The organism is Pseudomonas sp. B1-22 (assembly GCF_050474425.1).
In the GTDB taxonomy this organism is placed as follows: Bacteria; Pseudomonadota; Gammaproteobacteria; order Pseudomonadales; family Pseudomonadaceae; genus Pseudomonas.
In genome coordinates this window covers 387,289-405,334 of sequence record NZ_JBCHVH010000001.1, presented here as the reverse complement: position 1 = coordinate 405,334, position 18,046 = coordinate 387,289, and the positions used below count along the sequence as shown (strand labels likewise).

At 65.2% G+C, this 18,046-nt stretch carries 19 protein-coding genes; 11 read left to right on the top strand and 8 right to left on the bottom strand.

Annotated elements, in window-relative coordinates; all coding sequences use genetic code 11:
* Position 1 precedes the first annotated feature (1 nt).
* Positions 2 to 1,291, top strand: coding sequence for a M18 family aminopeptidase (locus ACQ5BL_RS01980; RefSeq protein ID WP_243805665.1), 1,290 nt, complete (start codon positions 2 to 4; stop codon positions 1,289 to 1,291).
* A gap of 48 nt (positions 1,292 to 1,339) precedes the next feature.
* Positions 1,340 to 1,741: a GFA family protein gene (locus ACQ5BL_RS01975; RefSeq protein ID WP_243805667.1), complete on the top strand. Its 402-nt coding sequence runs from the start codon at positions 1,340 to 1,342 to the stop codon at positions 1,739 to 1,741.
* Positions 1,742 to 1,810: 69 nt separating this feature from the next.
* Here ACQ5BL_RS01975 and ACQ5BL_RS01970 read toward each other — a convergent pair whose 3' ends face one another.
* Complete coding sequence (locus ACQ5BL_RS01970; protein ID WP_243805669.1) at positions 1,811 to 2,527, bottom strand: UTRA domain-containing protein; 717 nt, start codon at positions 2,525 to 2,527, stop codon at positions 1,811 to 1,813.
* 356 nt (positions 2,528 to 2,883) lie between these two features.
* On the opposite strand from ACQ5BL_RS01970, the gene ACQ5BL_RS01965 reads away from it, so the two are divergent.
* The 6 genes from ACQ5BL_RS01965 to ACQ5BL_RS01940 are packed head-to-tail and all read left to right on the top strand — an operon-like array spanning position 2,884 to position 8,065.
* Positions 2,884 to 3,942 (top strand): ABC transporter substrate-binding protein, encoded by a 1,059-nt coding sequence (locus tag ACQ5BL_RS01965; protein ID WP_243805671.1) that lies wholly within the window; start codon positions 2,884 to 2,886, stop codon positions 3,940 to 3,942.
* A 57-nt stretch (positions 3,943 to 3,999) separates the two neighbouring features.
* Positions 4,000 to 4,809, top strand: a complete 810-nt coding sequence (locus ACQ5BL_RS01960; protein ID WP_243805673.1) for an alkaline phosphatase family protein — start codon at positions 4,000 to 4,002, stop codon at positions 4,807 to 4,809.
* Complete coding sequence (locus ACQ5BL_RS01955) at positions 4,806 to 5,648, top strand: ABC transporter permease (protein WP_243805675.1); 843 nt, start codon at positions 4,806 to 4,808, stop codon at positions 5,646 to 5,648. The genes ACQ5BL_RS01960 and ACQ5BL_RS01955 overlap by 4 nt, the downstream gene beginning before the upstream one ends.
* Complete coding sequence (locus ACQ5BL_RS01950; RefSeq protein WP_243805677.1) at positions 5,632 to 6,420, top strand: ABC transporter permease; 789 nt, start codon at positions 5,632 to 5,634, stop codon at positions 6,418 to 6,420. Before ACQ5BL_RS01955 ends, ACQ5BL_RS01950 begins: the two co-directional genes overlap by 17 nt.
* On the top strand, positions 6,417 to 7,412 hold the full coding sequence (locus ACQ5BL_RS01945; protein WP_207887927.1) for an ABC transporter ATP-binding protein: 996 nt from the start codon (positions 6,417 to 6,419) through the stop codon (positions 7,410 to 7,412). The genes ACQ5BL_RS01950 and ACQ5BL_RS01945 overlap by 4 nt, the downstream gene beginning before the upstream one ends.
* Positions 7,412 to 8,065 (top strand): HAD family hydrolase, encoded by a 654-nt coding sequence (locus ACQ5BL_RS01940; RefSeq protein WP_243805679.1) that lies wholly within the window; start codon positions 7,412 to 7,414, stop codon positions 8,063 to 8,065. Before ACQ5BL_RS01945 ends, ACQ5BL_RS01940 begins: the two co-directional genes overlap by 1 nt.
* 6 nt (positions 8,066 to 8,071) lie before the next feature.
* On the opposite strand, the gene ACQ5BL_RS01935 is transcribed toward ACQ5BL_RS01940, so the two are convergent.
* Together ACQ5BL_RS01935 and ACQ5BL_RS01930 are read right to left on the bottom strand one after the other, a co-directional pair.
* A complete protein-coding gene (locus tag ACQ5BL_RS01935; RefSeq protein ID WP_243805681.1) occupies positions 8,072 to 9,235 on the bottom strand; it encodes a site-2 protease family protein in 1,164 nt (387 codons plus the stop codon).
* 28 nt (positions 9,236 to 9,263) lie between these two features.
* Entirely contained in the window at positions 9,264 to 10,226 is a 963-nt protein-coding gene (locus ACQ5BL_RS01930; protein ID WP_243805683.1) for an NAD(P)H-quinone oxidoreductase, read from the bottom strand.
* A gap of 138 nt (positions 10,227 to 10,364) precedes the next feature.
* On the opposite strand from ACQ5BL_RS01930, the gene ACQ5BL_RS01925 reads away from it, so the two are divergent.
* Entirely contained in the window at positions 10,365 to 12,443 is a 2,079-nt protein-coding gene (locus ACQ5BL_RS01925; RefSeq protein WP_207887919.1) for a carboxy terminal-processing peptidase, read from the top strand.
* Positions 12,444 to 12,532: 89 nt separating this feature from the next.
* Positions 12,533 to 14,281, top strand: a complete 1,749-nt coding sequence (locus tag ACQ5BL_RS01920) for a GGDEF domain-containing protein (protein WP_243805685.1) — start codon at positions 12,533 to 12,535, stop codon at positions 14,279 to 14,281.
* 2 nt (positions 14,282 to 14,283) lie between these two features.
* Here the strand turns inward: ACQ5BL_RS01920 and ACQ5BL_RS01915 are convergent, their stop codons facing one another.
* The 3 genes from ACQ5BL_RS01915 to ACQ5BL_RS01905 form a co-directional block, all read right to left on the bottom strand.
* Positions 14,284 to 14,700 (bottom strand): tetratricopeptide repeat protein, encoded by a 417-nt coding sequence (locus ACQ5BL_RS01915; protein ID WP_243806121.1) that lies wholly within the window; start codon positions 14,698 to 14,700, stop codon positions 14,284 to 14,286.
* A 70-nt stretch (positions 14,701 to 14,770) separates the two neighbouring features.
* The gene (locus ACQ5BL_RS01910) at positions 14,771 to 15,136 is read right to left on the bottom strand and encodes a hypothetical protein (RefSeq protein WP_152221681.1); all 366 of its coding nucleotides are present in this window, start codon (positions 15,134 to 15,136) and stop codon (positions 14,771 to 14,773) included.
* Positions 15,133 to 15,450, bottom strand: coding sequence for a helix-turn-helix domain-containing protein (locus ACQ5BL_RS01905; protein ID WP_207887912.1), 318 nt, complete (start codon positions 15,448 to 15,450; stop codon positions 15,133 to 15,135). The genes ACQ5BL_RS01910 and ACQ5BL_RS01905 overlap by 4 nt, the downstream gene beginning before the upstream one ends.
* A gap of 99 nt (positions 15,451 to 15,549) precedes the next feature.
* Between ACQ5BL_RS01905 and ACQ5BL_RS01900 the strand changes: the two genes are divergently transcribed.
* The gene (locus ACQ5BL_RS01900; protein ID WP_243805687.1) at positions 15,550 to 16,296 is read left to right on the top strand and encodes a substrate-binding periplasmic protein; all 747 of its coding nucleotides are present in this window, start codon (positions 15,550 to 15,552) and stop codon (positions 16,294 to 16,296) included.
* On the opposite strand, the gene ACQ5BL_RS01895 is transcribed toward ACQ5BL_RS01900, so the two are convergent.
* Together ACQ5BL_RS01895 and ACQ5BL_RS01890 are read right to left on the bottom strand one after the other, a co-directional pair.
* The gene (locus tag ACQ5BL_RS01895; RefSeq protein WP_207887908.1) at positions 16,284 to 16,703 is read right to left on the bottom strand and encodes a YkvA family protein; all 420 of its coding nucleotides are present in this window, start codon (positions 16,701 to 16,703) and stop codon (positions 16,284 to 16,286) included. The two genes, ACQ5BL_RS01900 and ACQ5BL_RS01895, sit on opposite strands and share 13 nt — an antisense overlap.
* A 369-nt stretch (positions 16,704 to 17,072) precedes the next feature.
* Entirely contained in the window at positions 17,073 to 17,822 is a 750-nt protein-coding gene (locus ACQ5BL_RS01890; protein ID WP_207887906.1) for an FKBP-type peptidyl-prolyl cis-trans isomerase, read from the bottom strand.
* Between the last annotated feature and the right edge of the window lie 224 nt (positions 17,823 to 18,046).

Genomic DNA, 18,046 nt, shown 5'->3' with positions numbered 1-18,046 from the left:
CATGCGTGCAGAACTCAACCAGGGCCTGATCGATTTCCTCGCGGCCTCCCCCACGCCTTTCCACGCCACCCAGACCCTCGCCCGTCGCCTCGACGAGGCCGGCTACCAGCGTCTGGACGAGCGCGAGGCCTGGCGCACCGAAGCCGGTGGCCGCTATTACGTCACCCGCAACGACTCCTCGCTGATCGCCTTCAAGCTCGGCACCGCGCCGCTGCTGGAGCGCGGCCTGCGCCTGGTCGGCGCACATACCGACAGCCCCTGCCTGCGGGTCAAGCCCAACCCCGAGCTGGTGCGCCATGGCTATTGGCAACTGGGCGTCGAAGTCTATGGCGGCGCGCTGTTCGCGCCCTGGTTCGACCGCGACCTGTCGCTGGCCGGCCGAGTCACCTTCCGCCTGGCCGGCAAGGTGGAAAGCAAACTGATCGACTTCAAGGCGCCGATTGCCGTCATCCCCAACCTGGCCATCCACCTCAACCGTGAGGCCAACATGGGCTGGGCAATCAACGCACAGACCGAACTGCCGCCGATCCTGGCCCAGGTTTCCGCCGGCGAAGGCCGCGACTTCCGCGACCTGCTCGGCGAACAGCTGCAGCTGGAACACGGCATCACCGCCGACGCCATCCTCGACTATGAGCTGAGCTTCTACGACACCCAGCGCGCCGCCGTGATCGGCCTCGACCAGGCCTTCATCGCCGGTGCCCGCCTGGACAATCTGCTGTCCTGCTATGCCGGCCTGCAGGCGCTGCTGGCCAGCGACGATGAGCAGAGCGGCGTGCTGGTCTGCACCGACCACGAGGAAGTGGGCTCCTGCTCGGCCTGCGGTGCCGACGGCCCGTTCCTCGAACAGGTGCTGCGCCGCGTAATCCCCGAGAGCGACGCCTTCACTCGCACCTTGCAGCGCTCGCTGCTGGTTTCGGCCGACAATGCCCACGGCGTACACCCCAACTACGCCGACAAGCACGACGCCAACCACGGACCGAAGCTCAACGGCGGCCCGGTGATCAAGATCAACAGCAACCAGCGCTACGCCACCAACAGCGAGACCGCCGGTTTCTTCCGCCACCTGTGCCTGGAAAACGAAGTGCCGGTGCAGAGCTTCGTGACCCGCAGCGACATGGGTTGCGGCTCCACCATCGGCCCGATCACCGCCAGCCAGATCGGCGTGCGCACCGTGGACATCGGCCTGCCGACCTTCGCCATGCACTCTATCCGCGAACTGGCCGGCAGCCAGGACCTGCACTACCTGACCAAGGTACTCAGCGCCTTCTACGACAGCGCCGACCTGCCCTGACCCGAACGCCCGGCACTTGCCGGGCGTTTTTCTTTCAGGAGATCGAACATGCCCTTCAACGGAAGCTGCCTGTGCGGCGACATCACCTACCAGATCGATGGCCTGGACATGCCGATCGGCCATTGCCACTGCCACACCTGCCAGAAGGCGCATTCGGCGGCCTTTGCCACCACCGCCGGGGTGATGCGCAAGCACTTTCGCTGGACCCGCGGCGAGAACAAGGTGGCGGCGTACGAATCGTCGCCAGGCAAGCTGCGCAAGTTCTGTCCACGCTGTGGGACGCAACTGATCGCCGAGCGCAACGGCCAGCCCCACGTCATCGTTCGCGTGGCAAGCCTGGACGACGACCCAGGCACACGGCCGGCGCGGCATATCTGGGTGTCCCATGACCGCCCGTGGCTGGCGCAGGAAGGGATTCCGGCGTATCCAGAATGGAATCCGGATCGCTGAAGCATTGGTGTAGGAGCGCGCCGTGCGCGCGATCGCGGGCATGGCCCGCTCCTACAGGTGGGCACCGTATTAATCCGGCACTTCCACGCTCACGTGGATCGCATCGTGCCGCCAGAATTCCAGGTCGCAATCGATGATGCGCCCATGCTGGTCGCGGTTGATGCGGGTGATGCGCAGCGCCGGGCTACCCTCGGCAACCCGCAGCACGCTGGCCGCCTCGCCGTGCAGCGCGGTGGGCACCATGTCGAAGCGCACGCGGCCGTAACGGATGTCGTAGCGGCTGCCGTACAGCTCGGTCAGGGAGCAGGTGAGGTCGCTGTCGAGAATGCCCGGGAAGTACGCCGGGTTGAGGTAATGCTCGACATAGAGCACCAGCCGGCCGTCCACCCGTCGCAGGCGGCGGATCTGGTAGACGCTGGACAGCGCCGGCAGCTCCAGCAGCTCGCAGATCGTCGCGCTGGCGGGAATCTGCCGGGCCGACAGCACTTCGGTAGCCGGCACGCGGCCCTGCCCTTCCACCATCGCGTGGTAGTGGCTGCGCACCAGCGGGTTGTAGAGCAGGCGCGGTGGCGAAACGAACCAGCCACGGCGTTCCTCGCGGTAGATCAGCCCCTGCGCCTCCAACTGGCCCAGGGCCTCGCGCAAGGTGATCCGCGTGGTATCGAACAGCTCGCTCAGCTTGCGCTCGGCCGGCAGCTTGCCGCCGGCGCTGAGCAGCCCGCTGTCGATCTGTTCGGTCAGTGCCCGGCAGATCGCCGTCACCGTGGGTAGCGCCGCATCGCGCATTCCGATTCCTCTTTTGGCCTAGTCCAGCCCCGAAACGGGGCATTTCCATGATTTTCCGGGGTGCCTTCATCCTAGGAAAGTCCCATGACGGTCCCGTGACAAGCCACTTTCAAGCAGCGCCCATGCCAGCGCAAGAAAACAGCGTAGCCCAATGAAACCGGGCTATTGGCGATGGTCTACGCTTTCCCCGGATGCCCCGCCAGATTGCCTTGCCGGCAAAGCCTGCGCCAGGCCGGACATCAAACTGTCATCCAGGCCACATAGATTGGCCTGGGTCTTGCTGATCTAGACCACATGTTTCCCCGCGTCGGCGGATGCCGGACACGGACCTACCCTAACGATCGAAGGAGCACCGAATGAAACGCTTGCTTGCTTCACTGCTGGGATCGGCCATTGCCATCGGCAGTGGCCTCGCCATGGCGGCCGACGCCAACCTGCAAACGCTGGAAGCCGCCGCCCGCAAGGAAGGCCAGGTCAACAGCGTGGGCATGCCCGACAGCTGGGCGAACTGGAAAGACACCTGGAAGGACCTGGAAAGCAAGTACGGCCTGAAGCACATGGACACCGACATGAGCTCGGCCCAGGAGCTGGCCAAGTTCAAGGCCGAAAAGGAAAACGCCAGCGCCGACATCGGCGACGTGGGCGCCGCCTTCGGCCCCATCGCCGTGCAGATGGACGTCAGCCAGCCCTACAAGCCCAGCACCTGGGATCAGGTCCCGGAATGGGCCAAGGACAAGGACGGCCACTGGGCACTGGCCTACACCGGCACCATCGCCTTCATCGTCAACAAGCAGTTGGTGAAGGACGTCCCGCACAGCTGGGCCGACCTGCTCAAGGGCAAGTACAAGGTCACCATCGGTGACGTCAGCGCCGCCGCCCAGGCGGTCAACGGCGTGCTGGCCGCAAGCATCGCCAACGGCGGCGACGAGAAGAACATCAAGCCGGGCCTGGAGTTCTTCGCGCAGATCGCCAAGCAGGGGCGCCTGTCGCTGACCAACCCGGTGATCAACACCCTGGAGAAGGGTGAAGTGGAAGTCGGCATCGTCTGGGACTTCAACGGCCTGAGCTACCGCGACCAGATCGACCCGTCGCGCTTCGAGGTGCTGATCCCCTCCGACGGTTCGGTGATCTCCGGCTACACCACCATCATCAACAAGTACGCGAAGAACCCGAACGCCGCGAAGCTCGCCCGCGAATACATCTTCAGCGACGCCGGACAGATCAACCTGGCCAAGGGCAATGCCCGTCCGATCCGCGCCGAGCACCTGACCCTGCCGGCCGACGTGAAGGCCAAGCTGCTGCCCAACGAGCAGTACGCCAAGGCCCAGCCGATCAAGGACGCCAAGGCCTGGGAAGAGACCTCCAAGCGTCTGCCGCGCATGTGGCAGGAAAACGTCATCATCAACATGCAATGACGTCCGGCCGCCCCGGTTCGCCGGGGCGGTTTTGCGTTCCGACAAAGGCCCCGCCCCATGCGCCACGACGTCATCCTGGTCGTCCTCGACGGCCTCAACTACAGCGTCGCCCACGACTGCATGGGCCACCTGCAGGCCCTGTGCAACGCCGGCCGCGGCCGGCTCTACCGGCTCGAATGCGAGCTGCCTTCGCTGTCGCGCCCGCTCTACGAATGCATTCTCACCGGCGTACGCCCGATCGACAGCGGCATCCTGCACAACGACGTGTCGCGCCTGTCCAACCAGCGCAGCCTGTTCCACTACGCCCGCGCCGCCGGCCTGACCACCGCCGCGGCGGCCTACAACTGGGTCAGCGAGCTGTACAACCGCACGCCCTTCGATCCAGCCCGCGACCGCCACACCGACGACGAATCCCTGCCGATCCAGCACGGCCATTTCTACTGGACCGACCACTACCCCGACTCGCACCTGTTCACCGACGCCGAGTCGCTGCGCCGCCGGCATGCGCCGAACTGCCTGCTGGTGCACCCGATGAACATCGACGACGCCGGCCACAAGCACGGCCTGGGCACGCCGCAGTACCGCAACAGCGCGCGCCACGTCGACATCATCCTCTCCGAATACCTGCACCAGTGGCTGGCAGCCGGCTACCAGGTGATGGTCACCGCCGACCACGGCATGAACGACGACCGCAGCCACGGCGGCATCCTCCCCGAGGAGCGCGAAGTGCCACTGTTCGTCTTCGGCGACGCCTTCAGCCTCGACGACCAGGCGCGGCCGCGTCAGGTCGAACTGTGCGGCACGCTGTGCGAAATCCTCGGCGCCGCCCACGACAAACCCGTCTGCCGGGAGCTGCTCAAGGCATGAGATCGAATCGCGGAAAACTCATCGCCCTGCTCTGCCTGCTGCCCTTCGCGGTGTTCTTCATTGCCTTCCAGGTCGCCCCGCTGGCCTGGGTCGCGGTGAACAGCCTGCGCACCAGCGATGCCTGGGGGCTGGGCAACTTCGCCGAGATCCTCGGCTCGCCGTTCTACCGCCAGGCGATCCGCTACAGCCTGGAAATATCGATCTGGTCGAGCCTGATCGGCCTGCTCATCGCAGTACTTGGCAGCTACTCGCTGCGTCAGGTGGACAGCAGGCTGCGCGACTTCGTGATGGCCTTCGCCAACATGACCAGCAACTTCGCCGGGGTGCCGCTGGCCTTCGCCTTCATCATCATCCTCGGCTTCAACGGCGCCATCACCCTGCTGCTCAAGCAGGCGGGGATCATCGAGGACTTCAACCTCTACTCGAAGACCGGCCTGATCATCCTCTACACCTACTTCCAGATTCCGCTGGGGGTGATGCTGCTGTTCCCCGCCTTCGACGCCCTGCGCGAAGACTGGCGCGAGTCCGCCGCGCTGCTGGGCGCCAGCCACTGGGCGTTCTGGCGGCACATCGGCATTCCGGTGCTGACCCCGGCGCTGCTGGGCACCTTCGTCATCCTCCTGGCCAACGCCCTGGGCGCCTACGCCACGGTGTACTCGCTGACCACCGGCAACTTCAACGTGGTCACCATCCGCATCGCCGGCCTGGTCTCGGGCGACGTGTTCCTCGACCCGAACATGGCCAGCGCGCTGGCGATGTTCCTGGTCGGCCTGATGACCCTGATCACCCTCGTCCATCAGTGGCTGCTGCGCCGGAGTTACCATGTCGCGAAACGCTAGTCCGCTCTACCACCGCGTGGTGGTCTATGCGCTGTTCCTGATCCTGCTGCTGCCGCTGGCCGCCACCCTGCTCTACTCGCTGGCCACCTCCTGGAGCGCCAGCGTGCTGCCCGACGGCCTGACCCTGAAGTGGTACTTCACGCTGTGGAGCGATCCACGCTTCCTCACCGCCTTCGGCCAGTCGCTGCTGGTGTGCTTCGGCTCGCTGGTGCTGAGCGTGGTGCTGGTGCTGCCGCTGATGTTCGTCGTGCACTACTACTTCCCGCGCCTGGATGCACTGATGAACGTGCTGATCCTGCTGCCCTTCGCGGTACCGCCGGTGGTCTCCTCGGTCGGCCTGCTGCAGCTCTACGCGGCCGGGCCGCTGCCACTGATCGGCACGCCCTGGGTGCTGATCGGCTGCTACTTCACCATCGCCCTGCCCTTCATGTACCGGGCGATCAGCAACAACCTGCAGGCGATCAACCTGCATGACCTGATGGACGCCGCCCACCTACTCGGCGCCAGCACCTGGCAGGCCGCCCTGCTGGTGGTGCTGCCGAATCTGCGCAAGGGCCTGATGGTGGCACTGTTCCTGTCCTTCTCCTTCCTCATCGGCGAATTCGTCTTCGCCAACCTGCTGGTGGGCACCCGCTACGAAACGCTGCAGGTGTTCCTCAACAATATGCGCAACAGCAGCGGCCACTACACCAGTGCGGTGGTGGTCTCCTACTTCCTCTTCGTCCTGCTGCTCACCTGGGCGGCCAACCGTTTAAGCAAGGACAAGGCATGAGCTTCCTCAGCGTCGAGACACTGAACAAGAGCTACGGCACCACAACGGTGTTCCAGGACATCGACTTCGCCGCCGAGCGCGGCGAGTTCGTCACCCTGCTCGGCCCCAGCGGCTGCGGCAAATCCACCCTGCTGCGCTGCATCGCCGGCCTCACCGCGGTGGACAGCGGACGCATCCTGCTGGACGGCGAGGACATCGTGCCCAAGAGCCCGCAGAAGCGCGGCATCGCCATGGTGTTCCAGAGCTACGCGCTGTTCCCCAACATGACTGTGGAGCAGAACGTCGCCTTCGGCTTGCGCATGCAGAAGGTACCGCCGGCGGAGTCCGCCCAGCGCGTGCGCGAAGTGCTGGAGATGGTCGAACTCGGCCCGCTGACCTCGCGCTACCCGCACCAGCTCTCCGGTGGCCAGTGCCAACGCGTCGCCCTGGCTCGCTCGCTGGTCACCCGCCCGCGCCTGCTGCTGCTCGACGAGCCGCTGTCGGCGCTGGACGCGCGCATCCGCAAACACCTGCGCGAGCAGATCCGGCGCATCCAGCAGGAGCTGAAACTGACCACGGTGTTCGTCACCCACGACCAGGAAGAAGCGCTGACGCTCTCCGACCGCATCGTGCTGATGAACGCCGGGCGCATCGTCCAGAGCGGCGACGCCGAGACCCTCTACACCGCGCCGGAAAACGTCTTCGCCGCCGGTTTCATCGGCAACTACAACCTGCTCGAAGCCGCCCAGGCCACCCGCCTGCTGGACCGGCCCTTCCAGCAGAAGGTAGCGATCCGCCCGGAATCCCTGCGCCTGAGCGCCGAGGCAAGCGACGGCATCCCGGTTCGGGTACTCTCCCACAGCCTGCTGGGCAACGTGATCCGCTACCGGGTGGACGCCGCCGGCGTCGAACTGACCGTGGACGTCCTCAATCGCAGCGCCGAGCGCCTGTACCCGGCCGGCACCGAGCTCGGCCTGCAAATCGACATTGAAAGTATTCGGGAGGTGGCCTGATGGCCCTGGTGATTTTCGACCTCGACGACACCCTGATCGACGGCGACTGCGCGAGCCTGTGGAGCCAGCGCATGGCCGACCTGGGCTGGGTGGATGCGGAGTCGTTCCTCAAGCGCGACGCCGAGCTGATGGCGCTGTACGCGCAGGGCAAGCTGCCCATGGAGGATTACATGGCCTTCGCCCTGGAGCCGATGGCCGGGCGCAGCGTCGAGGAAATCGAGCGTGAAGTAGGCACCTTCGTCGAGGACGTGATCGAACCGCTGATCCACAGCGATGCCTGCGCCACCCTCGCCCGCCACCGCGAGGCCGGCGACCGTCCGCTGGTGATCTCCGCCTCGGGCGTGCACCTGGTGCAGCCCATCGCCGAACGCATCGGCATCGACGAGGTGCTGGCCATCGACCTGGAAGTGGTGAACGGCCACTACACCGGGCGCACCGTGGGCGTGCTGACCTACCGCGAAGGCAAGGTGCTGCGCCTGCTCGACCTGCTGGAGGGCGACGACAGCCCGCTGGCCGAAGCACACTTCTACTCCGATTCGCGCAACGACCTGCCGCTGCTCAAGTTGGTCGGCCACCCGCATGTGGTGAACGCCGATCCGGTGCTGCTGGAGCATGCGCAGAAAATGGGCTGGGACAGCCTCGCCTGGCGCTGACCCCGCTCAGCCGCGCAGGAACTTGAGCATGCCCTGCTGGATTCGCGCCTCTTCTTTCTCCATGGAAAGATCGGGCGACAGCGCGGCGTGCTCCAACCCCCGCGCAAACTGACGACGACGCTCCCCGTCGTCGCCGGCCAATACCGCGCGCAGAGCCAGGCAACGCGCCCAGATGCTGGCGTATTCCCGCTGCAGCCGACTCGGCAGCAGTTCGTCGAACAAGCCAAGGGCACTCTTGCTGGCCATCGCCTGGGCGAATGCCAGTTCGGTTTCCATCAACCGCAAGAGATCGTACAGCGGACGCAGCATCGCCTCCGGCAGTGCCGAACGTTGCGCCTGGAACACCGCCTCCAGCGCGGCCGCTTCCGCCCAACGCCCCTGCACGAGCAGGCCCCGGAGGCGGATGTACAGCGCCAGCAGGGACATGGGCTGCCCCTGGGCCTCCAGCAAGTGCAGATCCGCAGGATCCGCCTGATCGGCGCACTGCCCCGCACAGGCGGCCCCCATCAGCCGGGCGAAGGCCAGCCTGGGATGATCGACATCCACTCCGCGCCACCAGCGCAACAGCCAGAGCCCATCACTGACCTGCGGCTTGCGCTCCACCGGCAGCAGATTGGCGACGCCCATGCAGGCGTTGCAAGCGGCGAATGCCAGCAGCACGCCGTGGGCGGCACCGGGAGCCAGCCATGCCCCCTGGGCACCGGCCAGCACGGCAAGCAGCAGATTCGCCAGCGGCCCGCCTGCAACGAAGCACATATGCTGCCGCCGCCAGGGAGTGCGTGGGTCGGCGAACGCCATGACGAAACCCTGCAGGCGTTTTTGCAGGCGCGGCGCAAAGCCCGGTTTCCAGCCTTTGCGCAGCAGCCGGATATCCAGGCGTCCGACGCGCATGCGCAGGACGGTCATGCCGGCCCAGCGTGCAGCCAGCAAATGCCCCAACTCATGGACGAGAACGGACAGGTAAACGATGAAGAGACCGGCGACTATGCCCGACAGGCTCCAGATCGCCCCCTCGGGCATCCACAACATCGACAGCAGCACCGCCAGCGCGCCCGCTGCGGCGCTCAGGCTGAACTGGAGCAGCCAGAACAGCCCATTGAGCCAGCCCGGCAGGCTCCAGAAGTCCCTCAGCGCTTCGCCGTTGCCGGCGATTCCCTCTGTGTCCGCCATGCTCGCACTCCCTGCGTCCGGCGCCTGATTACTTCAGGCCTTCGTCGATCAGCAGCACCACCTTGCCCTGCACCTGGTTACTGGCCAGTGCATCGAAGGCCGTCTGTGCCTGGCCGATGGGGAAGGTTCGCTCCAGTTGCGGGCTCAGTTTGGCAGTTTCGAACAATGGCCAGACCTTCTGTCCCAGTTCCGCCATCAGGTGCGCCTTGAAGTCGGCATCTCGCGAACGCAGGGTCGAGCCGATCAGCTGGATGCGCTTGCCCAGCAGCAGGGCCAGATCCAGCTCGGCCTTGCGACCACCCATCAGCCCGATGACCACCCATCGACCATCGCGACCGAGGATCTCCAGGTCCAGCTTGGCGTAGTTGGCGCCCACCGGATCGAGGATCACGTCGAACGGCGCGAAGTCCCGAAGGGTTTCGAGGCTCTCGCCACGCAGCACGCCACCCTCGGCCCCCAGGCCCTCGCAGTAGGCGAGGCGATCGGCCGAACCGACGCTGACCCAGCACGGACTGCCGAAGGCCTTGCACAGCTGGATAGCGGCCGAACCGACGCCGCTGGCGCCCGCGTGCAGCAGGACCTTCTCGCCCGGCTGCAAGGCACCGAGCATGAACAGGTTCAGCCAGGCAGTGGCGTAGACCTCGGGCAGCGCAGCGGCCTCGGCGAGGGACAGGCCAGCCGGCACTGCCAGCGCGTGGCGCTCGTCTACCACCACTTCCTCGGCCATGCCGCCGCCCGCCAATAGCGCGCAGACCCGGTCGCCCACCTGCCAGGTGCTGCCGGCGCCCACCTCGGTGACCACCCCGGAACATTCCAGGCCAATGATATCGCTGGCCCCCGGCGGCGGCGGGTACAGGCCGGCCACCTGCAACAGGTCGGCGCGGTTGAGACCGGCGGCAGCGACCTGGATGCGGATCTGCCCCTGTGCGCAGGTCGGAGAAGGACGCTCAGCCCATTCCACCCGCCCTTCGATACCTTGCAATGCGTTCACGCTGCCTCCATAGTGACTTCGCAGGGCCCGCTCCGTATGGTCGGGCCCTTTTTCTGCGCCGAATTCACCAGCGATTGAACCCGGCGCCGCCAATTAAGGCCTAATATGCGTCATAACTCCGCGATCAGTCGAATCAGCATGAAGCGATTTTTGCCCCGCACCGCCCTGTTGTTCATCCTCGGCGCGACCGCCCTGTCCTCGTTCGCTGCCACCAGCAGCCCGAACGTCTGGGACGGCCTGCAGCCGGACCGGGACCAGGTGATCGCCAGCCTCAACATCGTTGAGCTGCTCAAGCGCCATCACTACAACAAACCGCCGCTGAACGACGATCGCTCGGCGAAGATCTACGACAGCTACCTGAAGATCCTCGACCCGGCGCGCATGTACTTCACCGCCGCCGACATCGACCAGTTCGCTCCCTGGCGCACCCAGTTCGACGACTTCCTCAAGAGCGGCGAGCTGGACCCGGGGTTCACCATTTACAAGCGTCATCTGGACCGCCTGAAGGAGCGCCTGGACTTCGCCCTGGCGATGCTCGGCAAGGGCGTCGACAAGATCGACTTCACCACCAACGAATCCCTCGAGATCGACCGCGAGAAGGCACCCTGGGCGAAGAACAGCGCCGAGCTGGACGACCTGTGGCGCAAGAAGGTGAAAGACGAAGTCCTGCGCCTGAAGATCGCCGGCAAGGACAACAAGGCCATCCAGGAGCAGCTGACCAAGCGCTACAAGAACCAGCTGATGCGCCTGGAACAGACCCGCAGCGAAGACATCTTCCAGGCTTACATCAACGCCTTCGCGCAGACCTACGATCCGCACACCCAGTACCTGTCGCCGGACAGCGCGGAAAACTTCGACATCAACATGAGCCTGTCGCTGGAAGGCATCGGCGCCGTGTTGCAGAGCGACAACGACTACGTGAAGGTCGTGCGCCTGGTACCGGCTGGCCCGGCTGAGAAGAGCAAGCAGATCGCCACCTCCGACAAGATCATCGGCGTCGCCCAGGGCAAGGGCGAAATGGTCGATGTGGTCGGCTGGCGCCTGGACGAAGTGGTCAAGCTGATCCGCGGCCCGAAAGGCTCGCAGGTCCGCCTGGAAGTGATTCCGTCCACCAACGCGCCGAATGACCAGACCAGCAAGATCGTCACCATCACCCGCGAGGCGGTGAAGCTGGAAGACCAGGCGGCGAAGAAATCGGAAATCACCCTCGACCACGAAGGCAAGGCCTACAAGCTGGGCATCATCGACGTGCCGGCCTTCTACCTCGACTTCAAGGCCTACCGTGCGGGCGATCCGGACTACAAGTCCACCACCCGCGACGTGAAGAAGCTGATCGCCGAGCTGCAGAAGGACAAGGTCGACGGCATCGTCATCGACCTGCGCAACAACGGCGGCGGCTCCCTGCAGGAGGCCACCGAGCTGACCGGCCTGTTCATCGACCAGGGCCCGACCGTGCTGGTGCGCAACAGCGACGGGCGCGTCGACGTGCTCAACGATGACGAGGGCAAGGCCTTCTATACCGGCCCGATGACCGTACTGGTCAACCGCCTGTCCGCCTCGGCGTCGGAGATCTTCGCCGGCGCCATGCAGGACTACCACCGCGCGCTCATCGTCGGCGGCCAGACCTTCGGCAAGGGCACCGTGCAGACCATCCAGCCGCTCAACCATGGCGAGCTGAAGCTGACCCTGGCCAAGTTCTACCGCGTCTCCGGCCAGAGCACCCAGCACCAGGGCGTGATCCCGGACATCAGCTACCCGTCCATCGTCGACGACAAGGAAATCGGCGAGAGCGCCCTGCCCGACTCCATGCCGTGGGACACCATCAAGCCGGTGCTCAAGGCCCAGGCCGACCCGTTCAAGCCGTTCCTCGACCAGCTGCGCAGCCGGCATGACGCGCGCACCGCGAACAACGCCGACTTCGTCTACGCCCGCGAGCGTCTGGCGCTGGCCCAGGAGCTGATGAAAGAGAAGACCGTCACCCTCAACGAAGCCAAGCGCCGGGCCCAGCAGACCAGCATCGAGAACCGCCAGCTGGCCATGGAGAACACCCTGCGCAAATCCAAGGGCCAGGAACCGCTCAAGGAGCTGAAGAAGGAAGACGAGAACGCCCTGCCCGAGGAGGACAAGACCAAGCCGCAGGACGACGCCTACCTGACCGAGTCCGGGCACATCCTGATCGACTACCTGAACCTGGATTCGCAGGTCGCCAAACACTGATCGGATGTAATCAAAGCGTCATGACACTGTCGTGAAATGCACAGGGCCGGGAAACCGGCCCTTTGCATTTTCATCCACCGAGAACCGTCATGACCGTCACCGAGCAGTTGAGCGCCCTGGACCAGATCCTTGCTCACGGCGACCTGCACTGCCTGTTCCAGCCCATCCTGTCGCTCTCCGAACGGCGCCTGATCGGCTACGAGGCCCTCACCCGCGGCCCGTCCAACGGCCCCCTGCACTCGCCCCTGCCACTGTTCAGCATCGCCCGCAGCAGCGGCCGCCTGAGCCAGCTCGAACTGCTCTGCCGACGCACGGCATGCACGCGCTTTCGTGACCTGAAGCTCGACGGCAAGCTGTTTCTCAACGTATCCCCCGAATCGCTGCTGGAACCCACCCACCAGCCCGGCCGCACCCTGCAGCTATTGCAGACCTTCGGCATCTCGCCCAACGACGTGGTGATCGAACTCACCGAGCAGACGCCCATCGAGGATTTCAGCCTGCTCGACACCGCGCTTCATCACTACCGGGCAATGGGCTTCTCCATTGCCCTGGACGACCTCGGCGCGGGGTATTCCAGCCTGCGCCTGTGGTCGGAGCTGCGCCCCGATTATGTAAAGATCGACCGCCACTTCATCGAAGGCATTCACCTGGACACGGTGAAGCGCGAGTTCGTCGGCTCCATCCTGAAGATGGCCCACGCCTCGCGTGCCCAGGTCATCGCCGAAGGCATCGAGCTCGCCGAAGAACTCGCGGTGCTTTCGGAAATGGGTATCGACCTGGTGCAGGGTTATCTGTTCGGCCGCCCCAGCGAGCAGCCGCCGCGCGAGGCGCGCGGCCTGCTGCCGGAGGTGGACGCCAGCGGCAGCCTGCTCGCCGACGAAGCCTCCGACCTGCAACCGCTGCTGCTCGAACAGCCGTCGGTGCGCGACGACACTCCGATCAGCGACGTGCTGGAAGCCTTCCGCGCTCAGGCCAACCTGAACTCCGTCGCCGTGCTCGACGCGCACGGGCAACCGGTAGGCATCGTGCATCGCCATGCGCTGTCCGATGCACTGCTCAAGCCCTTCGCACCGGAGCTGTATGCGCGCAAGCCGATCAGCCGGCTGATGAGCAGCGATTTCCTCGCGGTGGAGCGCAGCCAGTCGCTGCAACAGGTCAGCCGCCTGCTGACCAGCCGCGCACGGCAACGGATCGAGGAAGATTTCATCATCACCCTGAATGGCCGCTACCTGGGCCTGGGCCGGGTGATCGATGTGCTCAAGCTGATCACCGAACAGAAGATCCGCCAGGCTCGCCATGCCAACCCGCTGACCCTGCTGCCCGGCAACGTGCCGATCCAGCAGTGCCTGACCCGGCTGCTGCAACAAGGCCGGGAAGCCGCGGTGTGCTATGTGGACATCGACAGCTTCAAGCCCTTCAACGACCTCTACGGCTATGCGCGCGGCGACGAAGTGCTGCTGTGCCTGGCGCAATGTCTGGGCGAACGGGTGGACCCGGCACAGGACTTCGTCGGCCATATCGGTGGCGATGATTTCATGCTGGTGCTGGGCACCCGGGACTGGCGCGAACGCCTGAATCACCTGCTGGAGGACTTCCAGGGACAGTGCCGGCGCTTCTATAGCCGCGAGCACCTCGAAGCAGGCTGCTTCGTCTCGCACAACCGCCACGGACAGCGGGAGGAATTCCCGCTGCTGTCGTTGTCGATCGGTATCGTGCATCTCACACCCGACGCCTGCGCGCGCCTGGATGCCGGGCAGTTGGCGGGGCTGGCCTCGGAAGCCAAGCGGCACGCCAAGGCGGTGCCCGGCTACAGCCTGCACATCCTCAGCGCTGGCTGAACTCAGAGTCCAAGCTGATGGGCGCGCGCCTCGAAGCGCGCGGCCTGCGCCTCATCCGCCGGCAGCCCTGGGCCGCCACTACGGTACAGCTCCGCCAGCTGGCGCGCCGCCAGTGGATGGCCGCCATCGGCAGCCTGTCCCCAGTAGCGCGCGGCTTCCTGCGCATCGGCGGCGTGTCGCGTATCACCTTTAAGCAGTTGCACGCCAACCTGGTACGCCGCCTTGGCATCACCGCTACTGGCAGCCAGGCGCAGCAGACGCAGCCCTTCCTCGCGAGCGCCCAGGCCCTGCCCGCGGAACAGCAGCAAGTGTCCGTAGAAGCTCTGCGCAGCGGTGTCGCCCAGATTGGCCATGCGCGAGAACTGCCCCTGCATCCACTGCCAGGCGCTTGGCTGGCGCACCAGCCATGGCCACCCCATCAGGCGCCGCGCCACGCCGTAGGTCAGCTGTGCGCGCCAGCGCCAGTACTGCTCACGGGGCGTCGCCACCTCAAAGCTCCTCGGGGTACTCGAACTCGAAGACCCGCACCACTTCCGCCGCATGCCAACCCGCCGCGGCCGGACCATCCGGCGCGCCGGAAAAACGCCCGAGGCGCTCCACGCATTCGAAGAAGCCGGTACGCGGCAGACGGCTCGCGCCCTGGCTGATCACCAGCGAACTGCGCAGCGGACGCCCGGCGCGGGCATCCAGGGCGGCAAGATGTTCAAGGGCGGCAGTCAGGGTGGTCATCGCCGGTGTCGGCAATTGCAGGCGCTCGATCAGCGCCCGGTAGGTCAACAGATGGCGCTGGCGGCGGGCGTCTTCCAGCTCACCGAGCAGGCCTTCCCAGTGTTTGCGGCTGATCTGTACGCTCAAGAACCGGACTCCCCACTGCCCAGGGCACGGCGCAGGCCGTGCTGGATGGCATCGCTGGCCTCGCGCTCGCCATTCTCGATGAGGGCGAGGTACGACGGACTGATGCCCACCGCGCGCGCCAGCGTCTCGATGGAAAGGCCGCGCGCCTCGCGCAGGGATTTCCAGTTCGGAGCCTCATCGGATACGGGTGCTGCGGCGGGCTGGACCACCTGTGCGGCGCCGCGGCCGGCGGCAGCCAGCAGTGCCTGGTATTCGGCCCAGGGAACAACGGCGTATTCCGCCTCGCCGTCACGCATGATGACTTGCACGTTCATGACAACACTCCTTGCAGGCCGCCATCTTAACAGCCTGACCGGCACCTGTGCCGGCTATACTGCTGCTGCCGTCACCGCCCGCCGAACCTGGGGACCGACTTGCAGCGTCTTCTCCTGATCTGCCTCTGCCTGACCAGCGCCCTCTGCGGCGCCGAGGAACTGCGCTGGGGCTACTCGCCAAGCAACGGAATGCCCTACGTGGAAAGTATTGACCACGAATTGGCGCACGGCTTCGTCCGCGATCTGGGCGAAAGAGTCGGACAACTCCTGAACCTCCAGGTTCGCTTCATCGAGACTCCCGACAAACGCGTGGAAGCTTCGCTGCAACAAGGCAGCATCCAGCTGCTGTGCATCAACAACCCGCAATGGATGAGCGCACCGGAAAAACTGCACTGGTCGCCCAGCCTTTTCGAGGAAGAAGACGTTCTGGCGCAACGCAGCGATACGCCAGCCTTCAACACGCTCGACGCGCTTCGCGGCCGTACGCTCGGCACCAGCCTTGGCTACGTCTACCCGCCAGCCCTGATGGAGGCCTTCGCCAGCCATGCGATCCGCCGCGACGACGTGCGCGACCTGGAAACCCGCCTGCACATGCTCGAACACAATCGCCTGGACGCCATCGTCGACATGCGCCGGCCATTGGAATTCCTGCTGCGGGAACATCCGAACCTGACCGTCCGGGTCAATCCCGACGTCCTGCAGCGCTATTCGATCCGCTGCTCCTATGGCCCAACCCTGCCGATCCCCGCCGAACGCCTCGACGCGGCATTGCAGACCCTGGTGGACGATGGATCGATCCAGCGCATGCTCGTCCAGCAGAACCAGCTGTTGCGTCAGCGGCGCTGAACCGGCGCCGGCAGTTGTGCGAGCGCCTCGCGGGTCTCCACGCCCTGGCCGTCCCGCCACACCTTGAAGGCATCGATCTCCGACTGCCAGCGGCGCACGACCCAGGCCAGCACGGCCAGGTCATCAAGGAACCCCACCCCCAGCAGCCAGTCAGGCACCAGGTCCACCGGCGCCAGGAAATACAGCAGCGCCGCCACGACCGACACCAGGGCCTGGGAACTGATGCCGCGATACTCCCCGCGCACCCAGGCCACCAGCAGCTCCTGCAGCAGCTTCAGGTCGTTGCGGGCCAGCTTCAGGCGGCCGCTCTTGCGCGCCACCGCGAACAGCAACGCCGGCACCCGGCCACGGGCCAGGAAACGACCGGCGAGGTCCAGGTAGCGATCGAATCCCGGAGGTTTTCTCATCACGTCACCTCGGTAGGAATGCCAGACAGGAATGGTTCAGGTTATCCACCTTTACTGTGGATAACTCTGTTGAAAGAAAGCCCCAACATCGCCCAAAGGCCCGAGCCATCGGGGCTCCAGACAGATAGGCGATTTTTTATCCAGCCTGACAAATGCGTTAAAAATCATGCAGTTGCGGCTATTCGATGGCCACCAGGATGTCAAGCCCCTGGCATCAGGGCAACTGCGGCAAATATGTGCATAAGCGTAACACCAACGCCACGTCCACCCCCAAACAGACCATTGGGTCAGTGTGCCGTTCCAGAGCCGGTCCCGCAAAAACGAAAACGCCCCGTGGGTAACGGGGCGTTTTCATTGGTACGAAGGTACTCAGTTCTGCTTCGGAGCTTCCTGGGTCGCTTCCGGCGCCGGCGCTTCCGGCTGATTCTGATCCTTGATACCCAGCAGTTCCAGGTCGAACACCAGCACGGAGTTCGCCGGAATGGTCGGGCTCGGGCTCTGCGCACCGTAGGCCAGCTCGCTCGGGATGTAGAGCTTGATCTTCTCGCCGACGTGCATCAGTTGCAGGGCTTCGACCCAACCCGGGATCACGCCGCCAACCGGCAGGTCGATCGGGCTGCCACGCTGGATGGAGCTGTCGAACACGGTGCCGTCGACCAGCTTGCCTTCGTAGTGAACGGTGACCACATCGGTGGCCTTGGGCTGCGGACCGTCGGCCTTCTTCACGACTTCGTACTGCAGACCGGACTTGGTGGTCACGACGCCTTCGCGCTTACCGTTGGTCTCGAGGAACTTCTTGCCGGCTTCCAGGGCTTCGGAGTTCTTCTTGGCCAGTTGCTCTTCAGCACGCTTCTGCAGGAAGGAGAAGGCTTCGGTCAGCTCTTCGTCGGTCAGCTTCTGCTTCTGCTTGCCGACGGCGTCCTCGATACCCAGGGCGACAGCCTTGGAGTCGAGGTCGTTCATGCCTTCCTGGGCCAGGCTCTTGCCCATGTTCAGGCCGATGCCGTAGGAGGCCTTCTGCGCGGGGGTCTTCAGTTCCACTTCAGCGGCTTGCTTGTCGCAGCCCGCGAGAACCAGGCCGACCAGCGCGATCGCTGCCGCCAACCGATGTTGTTTCATGCTGAATCCTTGTCTTTACGCCGTCATGGCAGGGTCTTTGAAGCCGCGAGCTTATCAGGCGCTCGTGGCCAGTGGCTATGGGCAATAGGAACCCCTGCCACAGGAGAAGTTCCCACAGCAAACTTATAGGAAAATTAACAGGATATGTTCGGCGGGCAGGTCGAAGGAATGCGAACTGGCGCGGCTTTCCCGCGCGCAAAGAAAAAGCCCTCAGGTATCGCTAC